Annotated in this window: 15 protein-coding genes; 7 read left to right on the top strand and 8 right to left on the bottom strand. The window is 45.7% G+C overall.

The annotated features are described in order from the left end of the window. The 4 genes from EO92_RS06970 to EO92_RS06960 form a co-directional block, all read left to right on the top strand. Positions 1-537: RNA-guided endonuclease TnpB family protein (locus EO92_RS06970; RefSeq protein WP_048170347.1), on the top strand; the 537-nt coding region annotated here is incomplete at its 5' end. 494 nt (positions 538-1,031) lie between these two features. Next, the gene (locus EO92_RS17610; RefSeq protein ID WP_156165752.1) at positions 1,032-1,193 is read left to right on the top strand and encodes a hypothetical protein; all 162 of its coding nucleotides are present in this window, start codon (positions 1,032-1,034) and stop codon (positions 1,191-1,193) included. Between the two features lie 91 nt (positions 1,194-1,284). Then, positions 1,285-1,920 carry a DUF2284 domain-containing protein gene (locus EO92_RS06965; protein WP_048170332.1) on the top strand — a complete coding sequence of 212 codons (636 nt, stop codon included), beginning with the start codon at positions 1,285-1,287 and terminating at the stop codon, positions 1,918-1,920. A gap of 59 nt (positions 1,921-1,979) precedes the next feature. Continuing rightward, complete coding sequence (locus EO92_RS06960) at positions 1,980-2,312, top strand: hypothetical protein (protein ID WP_048170330.1); 333 nt, start codon at positions 1,980-1,982, stop codon at positions 2,310-2,312. 100 nt (positions 2,313-2,412) lie between these two features. Here EO92_RS06960 and EO92_RS06955 read toward each other — a convergent pair whose 3' ends face one another. From EO92_RS06955 to EO92_RS06945, 3 genes are all read right to left on the bottom strand, one after another. Beyond that, positions 2,413-3,384 carry an MBL fold metallo-hydrolase gene (locus EO92_RS06955; protein WP_048170328.1) on the bottom strand — a complete coding sequence of 324 codons (972 nt, stop codon included), beginning with the start codon at positions 3,382-3,384 and terminating at the stop codon, positions 2,413-2,415. Between the two features lie 278 nt (positions 3,385-3,662). After that, entirely contained in the window at positions 3,663-4,961 is a 1,299-nt protein-coding gene (locus tag EO92_RS06950) for a TIGR00341 family protein (RefSeq protein ID WP_048170326.1), read from the bottom strand. Positions 4,962-5,326: 365 nt separating this feature from the next. Then, positions 5,327-6,463, bottom strand: coding sequence for a TIGR00341 family protein (locus tag EO92_RS06945; RefSeq protein WP_235283229.1), 1,137 nt, complete (start codon positions 6,461-6,463; stop codon positions 5,327-5,329). Here EO92_RS06945 and EO92_RS18790 point away from each other — a divergent pair. The 3 genes from EO92_RS18790 (at position 6,420) to EO92_RS06935 (ending at position 8,259) form a co-directional block, all read left to right on the top strand. After that, entirely contained in the window at positions 6,420-6,548 is a 129-nt protein-coding gene (locus EO92_RS18790) for a hypothetical protein (RefSeq protein WP_255350333.1), read from the top strand. The genes EO92_RS06945 and EO92_RS18790 overlap by 44 nt on opposite strands. Positions 6,549-6,890: 342 nt before the next feature. Next, a complete protein-coding gene (locus tag EO92_RS06940; RefSeq protein ID WP_048170322.1) occupies positions 6,891-7,709 on the top strand; it encodes a hypothetical protein in 819 nt (272 codons plus the stop codon). Positions 7,710-7,890: 181 nt separating this feature from the next. After that, positions 7,891-8,259 (top strand): metal-dependent hydrolase, encoded by a 369-nt coding sequence (locus EO92_RS06935; RefSeq protein ID WP_052734293.1) that lies wholly within the window; start codon positions 7,891-7,893, stop codon positions 8,257-8,259. A gap of 752 nt (positions 8,260-9,011) precedes the next feature. Here the strand turns inward: EO92_RS06935 and EO92_RS06930 are convergent. From EO92_RS06930 to EO92_RS06910, 5 genes are all read right to left on the bottom strand, one after another. After that, entirely contained in the window at positions 9,012-9,470 is a 459-nt protein-coding gene (locus EO92_RS06930; RefSeq protein WP_048170320.1) for a pyridoxamine 5'-phosphate oxidase family protein, read from the bottom strand. 360 nt (positions 9,471-9,830) lie between these two features. Next, positions 9,831-11,192, bottom strand: coding sequence for a phage tail sheath subtilisin-like domain-containing protein (locus EO92_RS06925; RefSeq protein WP_048170318.1), 1,362 nt, complete (start codon positions 11,190-11,192; stop codon positions 9,831-9,833). Positions 11,193-11,218: 26 nt separating this feature from the next. Then, positions 11,219-11,839, bottom strand: coding sequence for a phage baseplate assembly protein V (locus tag EO92_RS06920; protein ID WP_200896748.1), 621 nt, complete (start codon positions 11,837-11,839; stop codon positions 11,219-11,221). Between the two features lie 161 nt (positions 11,840-12,000). Next, positions 12,001-13,632, bottom strand: coding sequence for a VWA domain-containing protein (locus tag EO92_RS06915; protein ID WP_048170315.1), 1,632 nt, complete (start codon positions 13,630-13,632; stop codon positions 12,001-12,003). A gap of 38 nt (positions 13,633-13,670) precedes the next feature. Further along, a complete protein-coding gene (locus EO92_RS06910) occupies positions 13,671-15,239 on the bottom strand; it encodes an AAA family ATPase (RefSeq protein WP_369793128.1) in 1,569 nt (522 codons plus the stop codon). Positions 15,240-15,297 lie beyond the last annotated feature (58 nt).

Below are 15,297 nucleotides of genomic sequence, written 5' to 3'. Positions count from 1 at the left end.
AGGAGAAATGTCTACAAAAACATGAGAGCAAGATTACAATCTAAGGGAACTTTGTCAGCTAAACGTGTACTGGAACGGTTAGCAGGGAAAGAGAAACGTCTAATGACAGATGTTAATCATTGCATCTCTAAAGCAATTGTAAAATTTGCAGTTGAAAATAGTGTTTCTGTTATCGGTTTAGAGGACTTGGCCGGAATAAGAAGTCGTACTAATAACAAGCTGAGAAAGAAACAAAAATATCTCCATAACAGTTGGGCTTTCTATCAGTTGCAGCAGTTTATTGAATATAAAGCCAAAAACGCTGGAATAATAACAGAGTACATAAACCCTGAATATACTTCTCAGACTTGTTGCCGATGTAATCACATCTCTAAAAACAATAGAAACGGGTTAAAGTTTCGGTGTAAAGCTTGTGGTTTTGAGCTTAACGCTGATCTAAATGGTGCTCGAAACATCGAACACAGAACACGAGACTATAGGTATATCTTAGAGTCTCAGGGGTGTCTGTCAACCACCCACACGAATAATATGATCTGAGAAATCAGAGATATCCATGCTTGCCACTTCAGTGGCGAGTAGTTGACTCATTAACTTGTTATCAAGACCCCGTTTTTTTGGCTGAAACACCTGATTTGTTCGTCATTTTGTATTTTTGACGAAGCATGCTAAATCGAAGTAATATTTCTATATCCTTAACTAGAGACTATTGATTCTTCCTGGAAATTTGAAAACCGAAAATACAGAAAAAAACTCTGCTGCCGGAATGCTTTTCTATATTATTGTTCCCTTAGTTTTGCACCCTTGACCCCTACCAGTTTATTCTCAGGCAGGGGCAAAAAAGGAGTTTCAGGTGCTTTCGACGATTTAGGAGGCAATTTCAGATTTGCGTCTGTCGGGTAGAGACACTTATCTATACGACTAACTAATATTTAATACTTTTGTTTACTTTGTTGCTACTTGATATTAATTATATATACTATTGTTATACGGGTATTGAAACATGAATTTTCGGGAAAGTTTGCGGATACAGGTTGAGAAAAAAATTAGAAGTAAGTCCATTAATAAAAAATCGCATAACATCTGAAAAATTAAAAATAGGGAAAACAGAGCAGATCTTCGGTGAATCAAAAATCAGTGAATCAAAAATCAGTGAATCAAAAATCAGTGAATCAAAAATATTTGAAAAAAGTTAAGTAGTATCCAATCTTCGGGTAAAATGGCGAAGAGATGAATAACTCATATGTCTGCCTTTGAGTGAAAAATAGGTTTTGAGAAGGGAAAGTAATGCCGTTTCGAGATATAAACCCCGAAGAACTTGAGTTCCTTGTGAAAAAAGCCCTTGAACTGGAGGCTGTTGACGCAAAGATAATTCCCACCTATCAGGTCTTTGTAGAGAAAAGAGTGGTCTTAAAATGCAGAGGGTGTATAGGGTACGGGAAAAAACTGACCTGCCCACCACACGTCCCTACTGTTGACGAGTTTCGGGAGATACTTAAGGAGTACAGGTATGCCCTGCTTGTCAAGTTCCGGTCTCCTGCAGTTGCAGATGAAGAAATAGCAAAAGCCCCTTATAAGACCTGGCTTGACCCTGCCGAAACTGACGAAACAAGGGAAAAAGCAGGAAAATTCTGGTCCGATTATTTCGACTACAGCAAAAAAATGCTACTCTCAATGCTTGAGCTTGAAAAAGCAGCTTTTAACGAAGGTTTTACCTTTGCAGTTGCCTTTGTTAACGGTTCGTGCAGGCTCTGTGAGAAGTGCAACGTGGAAAAGGGAACCTGCCTCCACTCAAATATGGCAAGGATCCCGGAACACGCTGTTGGAATCAATATGAAAAAGACGGCGGCAGAAGCAGAAATGCCCATAGTGTTTCCTATCAAAGGGCAGCCTGAACCGATGTCCATCCTCCTGATCGACTGAAACCGGGAAAGAAACAGTTTTAAACTCAGGTCCTTATATTAAATTAGGGTGTTGCACAGTTGACAGGTCCGAAAACTCAGAACCAATACCGCAGCAGTAGCTCTAAATTTATTTCTGTGAAAAAGAAAACAGTCATCAGAATTTATATCACCATAGGCTGGTTGATGATTGCATTAACCATGATGACTGCAACTGAGGTGGTATCTTATGATGAGATCAAGTACTTCTTCTGGGTAGTGCCAGTCTCAACAGCTGTGCTCTACCTAATATATGTGAATGGAAAGCCTTACCGGATGCCAAAAGAAGAAGAGATAAAGTCAATCCTTGCTCTCGTCTTTACTTTCTTATGTCTGATAATGGCATTTTTTGCGGCTATTTTATTGGGACACTGAAGGTCGTTAAAGAGCCGGAGCTTTTTTCCTTCGCCGGCTTCTCAACTTAAAATTCGGTATCAACTTAAAATTCGGTATCAACTTAAAATTCGGAATCAACTTAAAGATCTCCGCCAAATAAATAGGTAGTGCCGACCGTATTGAGCAGAAATTTCCCCGGCATCTCTTCGGCAAATCGGTTTATTGCTTTCCAGCCTGTGCAGTGCATGGGCACGACGTAATCGGGGTTGATGCGTTTCATTTCGTCAATGGTGGGCTGGATGATGGGGTCAAAGAGCTGCCCTGTCAGGTGAAAACCTCCCAGGACTGCATGGACCTTATCTGTGCCTGTTATTTTTTTTGCATGTTCTACGGTATTGATAATCCCTGCATGGGCACAGCCGCTGATGACAACAAGCCCTTTTCCCTTCAATTTTATCACAAGTCCCTGGTCATCCCGGAAGGGATCAGTTATCCAGTTTCCGTCAACCTTTGCCTCAGCCCAGGGGAATCCTTTTTCGAATGGGATTTTGCGCTCAATCTCTCCGGTTGTGTGGATTAGGCCATTAGCAATCGAAAAAGCTTTTTCGGACTTTACGGGAACAGCTCCGGCTTCTTTCATAACATCTTCATTGAGTACAGGTATTGGAACCGGGCGTCCGATTGCAGGAATATTCAGGCGGCGTTCAAGAAAGGCATCGGGATGAAGAATCAGCGGAATTCCAGGTGTGGCTCCTTTATCCCTTTTCTCATTTATTAGCTTCAAGAACCCGGCAAGCCCGAGAAAATGGTCAGGGTGCCCGTGGCTCAGGACAACGGATTCGATGCTGCCAGGGTCAGCCTTCAAAAGTTCTATATTATTTAAAAGGCAGGCAGGAGTTACGGCTGCATCCATCAGCACGGTATGTCCCTCAGCCCCTGCATAAACTTTGATTAAACAGGAAAGCCCGTGTTCGGCGAGAAGGATTTGCGGGAAAGGTATCTGCGGTCGTTTGTATACGCCTGTGCTTTCTACTAACAGCATATCCGTATAATTGTCCATAAAAACTGTTATTTCCAGCCGGTCGGCTTCCCGAATATTCAGTTCATTCATATATACACCCAGCAGTTTAGTCTTTCTGGCCGTTTTTAGTCAATTATATCCAGGTTTATACAGGGCTGAAGGGCGTGAATCGTTATAAGTTTTTCAAAATTATTTGTATTGGTATCGGCAATATTTTAACCGCCTGAGCAGGATTCCCCTTCCTCACGCAGCTGTTTTCAGGAGATTTTCATTTTTTCGGCAGGTAAGGTGTTCCGGTTTTCGGATACAGGAGATATAGAGGGCAGGCAAAAAAAGGAAACTTCCGGGGAGAGGGTGCCCCGTAAAGCTTAGGTGGCAGTCTGCTGAGCTACGACGAAGCCGATAGTGACTTCAACGTCTTTGCCGGTGGCCTCTTTCAATCTTTCGCTAGCTACTGTGGCGATATCCGGAGGAATTTCTCCCCCGGCTTGATACCCCACTAAAAAACCTACTTTTACCGGTTCATCCAGCAGGAGGTCTGAGGGTGTATATTTGACGTTTATAACCTCACTCCGTCCAATCCCAGCTTCTACATACTCAGGTTCTTCGAACATATCCCACAGCTCCTGGTCAACCTGCTGTTTAACCAGAGAGGCCTGGAAGGAGGTGTAAGTGACAAGGGCGAGAACTACGGAGAGGAGGGCGATTAAAATTACGAGGACTGCTGCGCGTGAGATCACCGCGGAGCGGGCACTACCAACCGCCTTTTCCTCAGCAGGACGAAAGCCGGAAAGCCAGAACAGGATGAGGGCAGATACGTTGATGGTCAGCAGGTTCACGAGCACCAGTACAGCCGCTGTTATCGCCACGCCGTAGAATCCCCAGGCAAGCCCGAGCCCCGATGTTGCGGCCGGGGGGACGAGGGCCACGGCAATTGCCACTCCCACAAGGGTAGACCCGGAGCCCCGCATAATGCTTATGGCACCGGCAAGTCCTGAGCCCAGTGCAAGGAAGAGGGACAGGAAGTTCGGGCTGGTACGTTCGGCAATCTGGCCTATTTCACGGATATCGAGTGCCGGCGGCAAAAGCAGCGTTCCCTTCATGATTGCACCTATCACGGCAGCAACTGCGATTGCAAGCAGAAGCCCTCCCACCTGTAGTTTTACCCCACGGGAGGCAAGTTCCCGCTCATTGATGACTGTCCCGACGCTGGCGGAGATTGCCGGTCCCATGAGCGGAGCAACTACCATTGCCCCTATGATTGTTGCAGCAGAGTCAAGCAGCAGCCCTCCAGTAGCGATAATAGTGCTTAGAACAAGGAAAGCAAGAAATGTAGAAGTGGCAGGTGCGAGATCTTCCGCACGTGCTATGAGTTCTTCCCGAGAAATGCGAAGTCCGGAATAACGTTTCTTTAACGCTTCCAAACGTGAGGAAACAACCGTCTCGGGTGACAGGACGATTGTGTACGCATTCTCACTGATTCCCGCTTCACGCAGCCTGGCCATCACCGGTTCGACACCGATCGGCGGTATGGGGAACTGGACCAGGGCTTCGAACTCCCCTCTCCCTGTTTCGTCCCAGACCGCATAGTCGATCTGCTCGTCATCAAGTACAGCCAGAACTGGCTCCCGCTTCCCTTCCGGAATGAGTACCTGTACAATACGCATAATATAATTATGTTATTATAATATATATAGGTATTTTTATTTAATCGGGTTTGAAATTTAGTGGACAGTAAATATTTTATAAAGACGGACTTCCCCTAATATATTTAACATTGGAGGAGAAATCCTCTGCTGCTGCAAAAGCTACGGAAAAAGCCGAACCTGAATGCAAAAGAGGAGCGTTTAGGATACGATATTCATGACTAAGGACAGAATTTGCAGTAATAATTAGTAAAGGGTTATGGCAAGGTTTCACAGAAGATTTTTTTTAAAGAAGATGATTTTTCAGCCTGGATAGCTCTACAAAGCGGGAAACTACCATAAGGCAGGTCGGAGTCAGGATATTCAAGATCGACTGCCTCAGTAGCTTAATCGGTGATCTGCTGAGCTACAACGAAGCCGACAGTGATCTTAACGTCTTTGCCGGTGGCTTCTTTCAGCCGATCGTCAGCTACCCTGCCAATATCCGGAGGAATTTCTACCCCGGCTCGATACCCCACTAAAAAAGTCACCTCTACCGGCTTACCTAACAGGAAATCTGAAGGCCCATAACTGACTTCTATGCTCTCTCCCAGTATAAACTCTGCTTCTGCATACTCAGGTTCCTTGAACATTTCCTCCAGTTCCTGTTTAATCTCCTGCTCAACCAGAGCGGTCTGGAAGGAGGTATAAGTGACAAGAGCGAGAACTATGGAGAGAAAAGCAATTGCAACGGCGAGGACTGCTGCGCGTGAGATCACCGCGGTGCGGGCACGACTAACGGCCTTTTCCTCAGCAGGGCGAAAGCCAGAAAGCCAGAACAGGATGAGGGCCGATACGTTGATAGCAAGCAGGTTTACAAGCACCAGCACGGCAGCTTCTATCGCCACGTCGTAGAGTCCCCAGGCAAGCCCGAGCCCCGATGTTGCGGCCGGGGGAACGAGGGCCACTGCAATTGCCACACCCACGAGGGTAGACCCGGAGCCCCGCATAATGCTTATGCCGCCGGCAAGCCCCGAGCCCAGCGCAAGGAAGAGGGACAGGAAGTTCGGGGTGGTACGCTCGGCAATCTGGCCTACTTCGCGGATATCGAGTCCCGGCGGTAAAAGCAGCGTTCCTTTCATGATTGTACCTATCACGGTAGCAACTGCGATTGCCAACAGGAGTCCCAGCACCTGCAGTCTAACCCCACGGGAGGCGAGTTCCCGTTCATTGACTACTGTCCCGACGCTGGCGGAGATTGCCGGTCCCATGAGCGGGGCAACGACCATTGCTCCTATGATTGTTGCAGCAGAGTCAAGCAGCAGCCCGGCCGTAGCAATAACAGTGCTTAGAATAAGAAAAGCAAGAAAAGTAGAAGTCGCAGGTGCAAGATCTTCCGCACGTGCTATGAGTTCTTCCCTGGAAATGCGGAGTCCTGAATAACGTTTCTTCAACGCTCCCAAACGTGCAGAAACAACCGTCTCGGGTGACAGGACGATTGTGTATGTATTCTCGCTGATTCCCGCTTCACGCAGCCTGGCCATCACCGGTTCGACGCCGATCGGCGGTATGGGGAACTGGACCAGGGCTTCGAATTCCCCTCTCCCTGTTTCATCCCAGACTGCATAATCGATCTGCTCGTCGTCAAGCACAGCCAGTACTGGCTCCCGCTTCCCTTCCGGAATGAGTACCTGAACAATACGCATAATATAATTATAGAATTATAATATATAATATATATTGACAGATTTGAAATAGAATAGAAAGTAATCTCATGTCTACAGCCCGACTACTCTAAATATATAGAGGGAAAAGAAAAATTGAATTTATTATGATGTATACTGTACACAACAAGGAAAAAAATAGCGGATTTCAGGAAATAAAAATTGAAATGGGATATTACCCAATTATAGAATTTGAGATTATTTTGAAACAGATTGAAGGCCTGAATTTTGTGTTTTAGAGGTAAAAATGGAAAATATACTTCTCACTATTTTGCAATTGAGCCTGTTCGAAACCCTCTGCGTCACAGGCTCTCTGATCCTTATCGGCTTCATCCTGGGGTTTATTGAGAATAGAGCCAACTTCTATATCCAGAGCGTTTTTGGTCTGAAAGGAATTATGATTACAGCCTGGATAGGCACCCCAATCCACGAACTTGGCCACCTGCTGATGTGCTATCTTTTCAAGCATAAGGTAAATAAATTCAAGCTCTTTAACCTGAAACCCCGGGACGGAATCCTTGGATACGTCAATCACAGCTGGAACCAGAAAAGCCTCTACCAGAACATAGGAAACTTTTTCATAGGCATGGGTCCTATATTCAGCGGAACCTTTACCCTGATCCTCGGGATGTACCTTTTCCTGCCTGATTCTTTTGCCACTTTTGCAAACTATCTGACCCTTGGCTCCGGTCAGTTTGACTCCCGGACGTTAGCAAGTATTTTCGCACTGACAGCCCGGCTTTTTAAAAGCATTTTTTCGACAGAAAACTTAACCTCAGCCAGTTTCTGGATCTATTTTGCCCTTGCAATTGCGATCTCTTCCCACATAGCCCTGAGCAAAGAAGACCTTAAAGGAGCAGGAAGAGGTCTGGTCACAATATTTTCTTTCATTTTGCTGGTAAATGTGATTGCCCTGCTCCTAAATATTGATTTATCCGGTTTTTTCACGGGTATCCTGGCTCTCAATGTTTACCTGGTGGCATTTTCAATGGTTTCGGTTGTGTTTTCTTCGATCAGGCTGGTTCTAAGTGCTTTTGCTTATATTCTGGTGTCCAGAATCATCTGATGTGCAGCAATTTCCTGCTCACAGTCAGGCGTAAAATTCTGGCTAAATGAACAATTATAGTCTGAATGCACCAGAAAATCGAAATTAGAGGGGAAATAAAAAGGAAAGTGAGGATAGATAGAAATTTGAAACGAAAAGAAAAGACAAAGAAAACAAAAGGGGAAAGAAATGAGGGGATACTGTGACAGACAGAAAAATACACATGACTGCAGGAGTATTAATTTCCTTTATCCTTATCTGGTATTTGATTTCAAAAGGGCTCGTTCTCAGCTCAGCATTTCTTCCGATAGCTTTAGTGTCCTCTGTCCTTGGAGCCGTGCTGCCTGACCTGATCGAGCCTCCCAGAAACCGACGCCATAGAAAGTTTTTCCATTCGCTGCTTTGCCTGGCTCTTTTGCTACTGTATCTTAACCGGACATATTTGAATCTTCTAACTGGAGGTCCGGTAGATGAAGTTACTATCGGGATCTTTTTTGCAGGGGCCGGGTATGCTTCCCATCTGGTGCTCGATGCGCTTACGCCTGCGGGGTTACCGGTCGTGGGGTTGTAAGTGGTTTTGAATTAATTTTGACCCTAACAACCATATTCGCCATCCTGGGTCGCTTTTGTCACGCTCGACGAAGGAGAGCGGCTTTCAAAGGAAAAAGAAAAGAAAGAAGCACAGCAAGAAGGTGAATAAGCAAAACCAAAAAGTGAATAAGTCAAATACCCTGTCAGGATACGAATGGAATTAAAACTCTCTGAAAAAAACTTATTTTCAAGTCTCTTCTTTAGTCCCAGTTTTTGTTCTTTATTTATTTATTTATTTATTTATTTATTTATTTATTTATTTATTTATTTATTTATTTCATTCGTTATTTCGTTCGTTATTTCGTTCGTTATTTCGTTCTTCTACTTTTTTATTTTTTTGCAGGGCCGCCAGACAAGCTGGCGGAGGCGCTTATATTTACCCGTGACTCGAAAAAAGGTTTTCGGGTTTAAGGAAAGTGTTCTCTAAGCCCGTGGACGTTTCTTTAGCTGATTGACTCTCTTTGTTGCGGTGTCGTTTTGTCGGTTGTTTTTTATCTGGGTGGAAGGCCGGCTCGGGCCCAGCCCGGTGCAGGGAGAGAAAACTGAAATATTCCGACATCAGGTACCGAAGAGTTGTGCCAATAATCAGGGATTGACTATCACTGAGGAATTGAAAAATCCCGATAATTGCCTCTAATAAGGCAACAAAAGGTTTACTGTTAAATTTCCACGTTTACAGTACTTTACAGTAAACTCCTCATTGAAGGCTTTAACAATTAAGAGGAAAGCAGATTAAAATCCACTCTCTTTCCCGGTCATCTTTTCAATCTCAATCTTAATCACACACAGCCTGTTAACCTTCCATGCTTCAAACTCAAACGGCCCCTTTTTTCCGTAATGTTCAGAAAGCGCAGTAAGTCCCTCGACTTTTTCATTGTAATCTTCCAGGAACTTTGCCTGCCCATGCCCGATTACGCTCCTGTAACGGACATTGTACTTGCAGGGGTCCTCAGCAGTAATAACTTCGGTTTCGACGGCTGCTTCAAAACAGACCCTGGGGTTCCTTTTTAAAACATCAATTTTCCTGCCTTCCCGGGAGCTATGGAGGTAGATAGCATTTTCCTTATAGCCGAAAGACATGGGGACGATATATGGGGTTTCGGCATCGTAAAGGGCTAGGCGGAGGAATTTGGCGGTTGAAAGGACGGCTTCGATTTGCTGCGGGTCCTGGATTAGTTTCTGGCTTCCCATTGTTTTCACCTTGAAGAGATTATTTGCTGAGAAATGCTCTAAACTGATAAAGAGCATTTTAAACAGGGTATTTTAATTGATAAGAAGGCTATAAATTGATAGTTTTTCATTTTTATTCAAATAATCACATACAAAATGATCTGAGATTGAATGAAACGGTTTTTATAGTTAACAGCTCTTAAATCTAAATTGGAGCAGTAAAATGAACGCAAAACAACTTATCTATGCAATTATATCCATTGTTATCGTTTTATTGATCGCAATCGGCATGTTTCTGTATTTGCCCAACCCCTTCATGTGAGCTGCTTTTTGAGGAAGGAAAAGCTTTCTCAACTCACATTTACTCTTCTCGGTTCATTTTCATTTCGAATCTTTTCTAGTTTGCTGCCGAATCCTGAGAATTATGAATTCAGAGGGTTTCACCGGTGCAAAACCTACAAAAATATTGACAAATCCCTGATTGAGATCATTTTGAGTGGTTGTTTCCCTGTCGCATTTTACAAAATAGGCTTCCCGGGGAGTTTCTCCGGCAAATGCACCCTGTGTGAACAGGTTGTGCATGAATTCCGCGATGTTCAGGCGCAGTTGTGCCCACAGAGGCTCAGAGTTTGATTCTAAGGCAGCCCACTTTGTGCCCCTTAAGAGACTCTCTTCAAGGTATAATGCGAGGCGGCGGACCGGAATATATTTCCACTCGCTGGCATTGGTATCTGCTCCATCAAGGGTGCGGGCTCCCCAGATCACACTACCTCTGGCAGGAAATGTCCGCAGGCAATTTATCCCATACCTGTTAAGCTCTCCATTTTCAGCATCTGTAAGGGTGCAGCTTAATCCGCGGATTCCCATGAGGACCGCATCCGTGCCTGCAGGAGCCTTCCAGACACCCCGTTCTTTATCAGTACGGGCAAAAATTCCCGCAGCGGCACCGGAGGGTGCGAATTCTTCGACCTGGTTATTTTTTAAGGGATTTGCCATTTTTATGCGCGGGAAAAAAAGGGCTGCATTCTTTTTACCGGACGCCTGGGCTGAGACCTGCATTGACATCTGCAGTTTGTCCCGTAAAAAAGCCGTTATTGATCCGGTATCTCTGGCTTCCGCAGGAGGATCTATCAACATCATAGCCCTGCGTTTTTCACAATAACTGGCTGCCTTCGCAAGTGTGTCCGGGGCCAGGTCTCTGCCGAAATCCAGAGGAGGTAGACAAAGAAGGTTGAAAAGATCGGCTTTTTCAAGCGCATAGATCCCTTTCCCGGTTTCCGGGCTGGCTGGCACGAGATCTTCGTCACGAATATCGCAGTCGCTACTACTGTAGCTAATATTATCAGAGCCGCTGCTCCCTGGAATCTCAGATCCGGAGCCAGTTTTGGAGGTCCTGTCCAAGTAAAGTTTGGAGGTCCTGCCCGAGTGAAGTTTGGAGGTTCTGTCCAGGTAAAGGATAGAAGTCTTCTCAGGCGAAGTTCCCTTAACACGCACTATAACAGCGTCTCCGCCGCCATTGAGGAAATACTGATGTACGGCAAAACTCATGGTGCTCTTATCCCAGAGTCCCCCGAAAATCAGGTCAAATTCTCCGGAGTTATGCACCGGAACAGGCTCATCTACCGGTCCTTTCAGGGCTCTTCCCACAAAAGCAGTAATTGAGGTGCTTATTCCCTTTATCGGACGGGCACACTCGGGAACCTCTTCAACATATACCCCTGGCTGCTTGATCGCAAATGGCATTATATATCTCCTGTTAAATATCGAAATCAAACTAAATTAAGCACCCTACCGTTAACGGAAACATTCTTTCCGTCCAGCGAGATGCTTCCGCCCTGCCCGTTGCTGAGTTCTATTCCGTCGGAACCGATCACTATTCTTACACCATCCGAAGTTTCCAGAACAATTTCCCCTTTTTCCGGAGTATCATTCAGCGTAATTGCAGCCCTGGATGTCTTGAAGACCTTCTTCTCAGGCTGGAGTTCCGGAATTTCCCCTTTTTCCCAGAAACAGCCGCTCCAGATAGGATGGTAAGAATTTCCTTCCTCAAACTCAACCCAGACGTTTGAGCCTGTGGGCGGAAGGGCAAATAGCCCGACATCCATTCCTGCATAAGGCACAGAGGGCATTGCCCAGCCAGTACCGACTCCCGCCAGTGCAGGAACTAAAACCTTGAGTCTGCCCATCCCCAGCGGATCAGTATTTTCCACAACTTTACCCCGGTATTTCCCGAAATAACTTCCGGATGCAGGGGACGTTGTACTGGTTGTAACTGCAGGATTTCCTGCTACAACGCCGTCCTTCAGTTCAGGCACGTCCGATGAAAAAGGTTTTTGTGCTTTTTTTCCGGCTGCTGCAGGAAATACCTTAGAAACAATAAAAGCAATCATAACTACTTCTTGTATTTCTAAGTTTAACAACGTTTTCAAAGTGTATACTGTTTGATTTTACCTCTTCAGTCCTGTATAGTTATCCAGCCCCATGATTTTGTCGATTTTAATCTACTCTTCAATTTTAATCTACTCTTCAATTTTAATCTGCACTACATTTTTTACTCAGCTTCCCGACTCTCACATTTAATCAGTTTCACTCTGCCGCCCGTACCCTCCGAATCCTGTTCCATCTCCACAATATATGTGTAATCCGAGATTTCCGAAAGCCCTCCTGCCCCGCTGCCTCCAATAATCAGTGTGTAGACCTTTGCGTTATACTTCTTCTTTGCCTCTTCCCAGCGAGCCAGAACCAGCTCGTCAGAGATTTCGGACTTTCCGTCGGTGATAAAAAGCAGGTCTGCACACTGAAAGTATTTTTCCTTAAGGGATTTAAGGCCTGAAGCAAGCGCGGTATTGAAATCCGTCCCGCCGCCAAATGTGTACAGCAGGAAGTTCAGGAATTTCTCGGACATCCTTTTCTTGCTGCTGAGCTCGATTTCCAGGTGCTGGCTAGTGGACGCAAAAAGAATCACCTTCATATCCCGCTGCTGGGAGAGCATCAGCTTTGCCATGGCAAGCACTGCAGACTTGGCAAGGGTCTGTGGGGTCCCGTGCATGGAACCGGAGGTATCGACGAGCACAATCATAGGCCCTCTGGGCTTTATGCGGGGAGGACCTGTATAGTGTTTGCCAAGCAGCTGGTAGCTCAGGAGTTTTCCTTCAAGCATATCCGCATAGAACTTCCGCTTCAGAGCCGGGTTAAGGAGCTTTGCGGCTTCCATGGGCAGGAGGTTATTTATCGAGTCTGAAAACCGCACAGTCTGGATCCTGTTTTTTCCAAAAGGAGAGTAGCGTATGCGGTCAGCGGGGGGGTCAAATTCCCGCCTGCCTATAAAATTCACGATTCTTCTGAGGTCAGGGTTTTTTTCAAAAAAAGCCGAATAATTTTTCAGCATCTTAAGCTGGACATAAAAAGGCTCTTTTTTAAGCTCTTTTACGGAATAACTCCAGTTCCTGCCAGGGAAGAGAAGGACAAGGGTATCAAAAAGGTCCAGGTTTTCTTCCATTTCAGAGATAAATTCCTGCATCCTGCAGTACAGCCCTTCCAGCATCCCGTCAAGAACACCCTGGCAGCAGTCTTTCTGCATGAAACTGAGGACAGCTTCATAAATGTCGGATTTTCCGGAAACCGGGGAAGGGAGCTGAGAATTCCGGACTGACAAATCCTCGGAATTCCTGCTTTCCCAGAGAAGGAGGGTTTGTTTAAGGATTTTTTCAAACTCCCTGAGAATGGCTTCTGTTTCGGCATCAAACCCCTTAAATAAGCCTGTTTTCGAACCTCCGTCCCGGGCTGCTGAAAAGCGTTCCATAAGGTCGTAGATTAAAGGGAGAAGAAGCTTCAGGCAGGCAATTCCTGCTCCTCTGCTCCTTTTTGCGATCTTTTGAAGCCCGGGCCACGGCTTTGAGTTTCTCAGAGTAAGAAAAATAGGGTAAAATGCCCCGAAAAGCCCTATGAACCTTTCAACATCTTTTATCTCATACGGCTGCTCGAAGAGGATTTCAAGGGCAATCACTTCGGCTATTTTCTCGCGCAGAGGACGGGGAATCATGCGGGGGTAAGCAACAGTGCTTCTCAACTCCCCTTCAAGCAGGGAAGCTGTCTGTTTCCGGACGGAAAGAGCCTCGTGCCAGAGCCGGTTTCTGGAAAAAAACGAGTAAGATTCGGGAGAGGCTTTATCCAGATTACTCAAAAAACCGGCTGAATCTTCCGTATCAACACCTCATTTGCTCATCTGAGCTTGAATCTGGACCCGAGCCCTTTCATAAAACCGCTGGCATTGCTGCCTGAATCAGGGACCTGGACTTTTGCTTCCAATTTTGCGACATGGGAGTTGGAATATCCTGATTTTGCAGACCTGAACTCTCCTGACCTGAATTCTCCAGATCTGAACTCTCCGGACCTGAATTCTTTATTCTGCAAACCCAGCAGCTCTGCGATTTCGCTTATCAGGACTTCAGTTCCGGATAGCTGTGCACTTCCGGTGTCATGCAGGAGCAGGGCTTCGTTTCTATCCGACATTGAAAGCCAGATATTTGCATCCATCAGGTTTCTGAGCAGCTCCTTTTCTTCTTCAAGCCGTTGTTTTACTCTGTTTACTCTGGCAGCCAGGGTTTCGAATTCCTTTTCAAAAACCTCTCTCTGAATTTGAGACAGGGTGTTTTTCTTTCCCGCACTCTCATGGAGAGAATCAATTTCCCTTACCAGGTTATCATAAGGATAAATCCTCGAATTTCCTTCCTGCCTTAGAGTATAGCTGTGGTTCGGGCAGGCTGTATGGTGGACCTCCAGGTTCTCCCTAAGCTGAAATTCTTCCCCGCAGCTGTCGCAGATAACTCCAACGGGAAGTTCGTTTTTCAGGGCAATATTAAGGGCTGTTTTCAGGTCTTCAGCATCCAGGCGAAGTTTTTCCGTATTTGTTCCGCCGGAAACAACGAGTTTAAAGACCGTTTTCCTGATGGTTTCTCGCTCTTCGGGCAGGTTCCAGAGCATGTGCTGGAGCAAAAGTGCCATTGTCCTGTCAACAGCCGGACACCCGCTGCTGCAGGCTGCAACTTTCAAGACCTGGACAATTCTTTTCCAGCGCCGGTCCGAAATTTCAATTTCCTGCAGCCGGAGATTCCTCCTGAGTTCTGTGATTATTACTTCAACATCAGGGTCAACAGGCAGGAAGTTTGCACTTTTGCGGAGCTTCTCGATTTCTGAAACCGAAATGCTTGCAGTGGATCTGAAATCCTCAGGTTCTCTGAAAAGAAGGCTTTTGAAGTTTTCATCATCCTGGATATATGAGAGCCTGTACCTGAACAGGAAACGGTCATAAAGAGCTTCCAGGCTTTCATCCTCTTCCGGAAGTTCGTTTGAAGCCCCGAAGACCGAGAGGAGCGGTACATCCACAATTTCTCTTCCGTTATGGTATTTTCTTTCGTTCAGAATTGTCAGGAGGCTGTTGAGGATAGCGCTGCTTGCCTTGAAAATTTCATCCAGCAAAGCAATATGGGCTGTCGGGAGGCAGCCTTCGATATTTCTCCTGAACTCATCTTCTTCAAGGGCTTTTAAGGAAAGCGGCCCGAAGAGCTCTTCAGGGGTTGAAAAGCTTGTTAAAAGGTAATTATAGAAGTTTCCGCCTTCAATTATCTGGCAGATGCTCCTGGCAAGCTGGGTCTTGGCTGTACCGGGGGGTCCCAGAAAGAGCAGGTTTTCGCCTGAAAGGACGGCGAGAAGAGAGCCGTTGATCTCAGCTTCGCGTTCTTTAAAATAGTCTGTAAATTCGGATTTTATCTCTAGAAGAGTTTCTTTCAGGTTCAAGCCTCCCGGTTTTGTAATAGTTATGAGATAGTTCCGGGATAAAAGAGTTTTC

It is taken from the genome of Methanosarcina sp. 2.H.A.1B.4 (genome assembly GCF_000979385.1).
Lineage (GTDB): Archaea > Halobacteriota > Methanosarcinia > Methanosarcinales > Methanosarcinaceae > Methanosarcina.
The sequence above is the reverse complement of the archived record's forward strand: the minus strand, read 5'-3'. Positions and strand labels throughout refer to the sequence as shown.

Bases quoted from the DNA above. Each gene is read 5' to 3' on its own strand.
- EO92_RS06965 (WP_048170332.1), top strand. From the start codon at position 1,285: ATGCCGTTTCGAGATATAAACCCCGAAGAACTTGAGTTCCTTGTGAAA.
- EO92_RS06955 (WP_048170328.1), bottom strand. From the start codon at position 3,384: ATGAATGAACTGAATATTCGGGAAGCCGACCGGCTGGAAATAACAGTT.
- EO92_RS06950 (WP_048170326.1), bottom strand. From the start codon at position 4,961: ATGCGTATTGTACAGGTACTCATTCCGGAAGGGAAGCGGGAGCCAGTT.
- EO92_RS06945 (WP_235283229.1), bottom strand. From the start codon at position 6,463: ATGGCCAGGCTGCGTGAAGCGGGAATCAGCGAGAATACATACACAATC.
- EO92_RS06940 (WP_048170322.1), top strand. From the start codon at position 6,891: ATGGAAAATATACTTCTCACTATTTTGCAATTGAGCCTGTTCGAAACC.
- EO92_RS06930 (WP_048170320.1), bottom strand. From the start codon at position 9,470: ATGGGAAGCCAGAAACTAATCCAGGACCCGCAGCAAATCGAAGCCGTC.
- EO92_RS06925 (WP_048170318.1), bottom strand. From the start codon at position 11,192: ATGCCATTTGCGATCAAGCAGCCAGGGGTATATGTTGAAGAGGTTCCC.
- EO92_RS06920 (WP_200896748.1), bottom strand. From the start codon at position 11,839: ATGATTGCTTTTATTGTTTCTAAGGTATTTCCTGCAGCAGCCGGAAAA.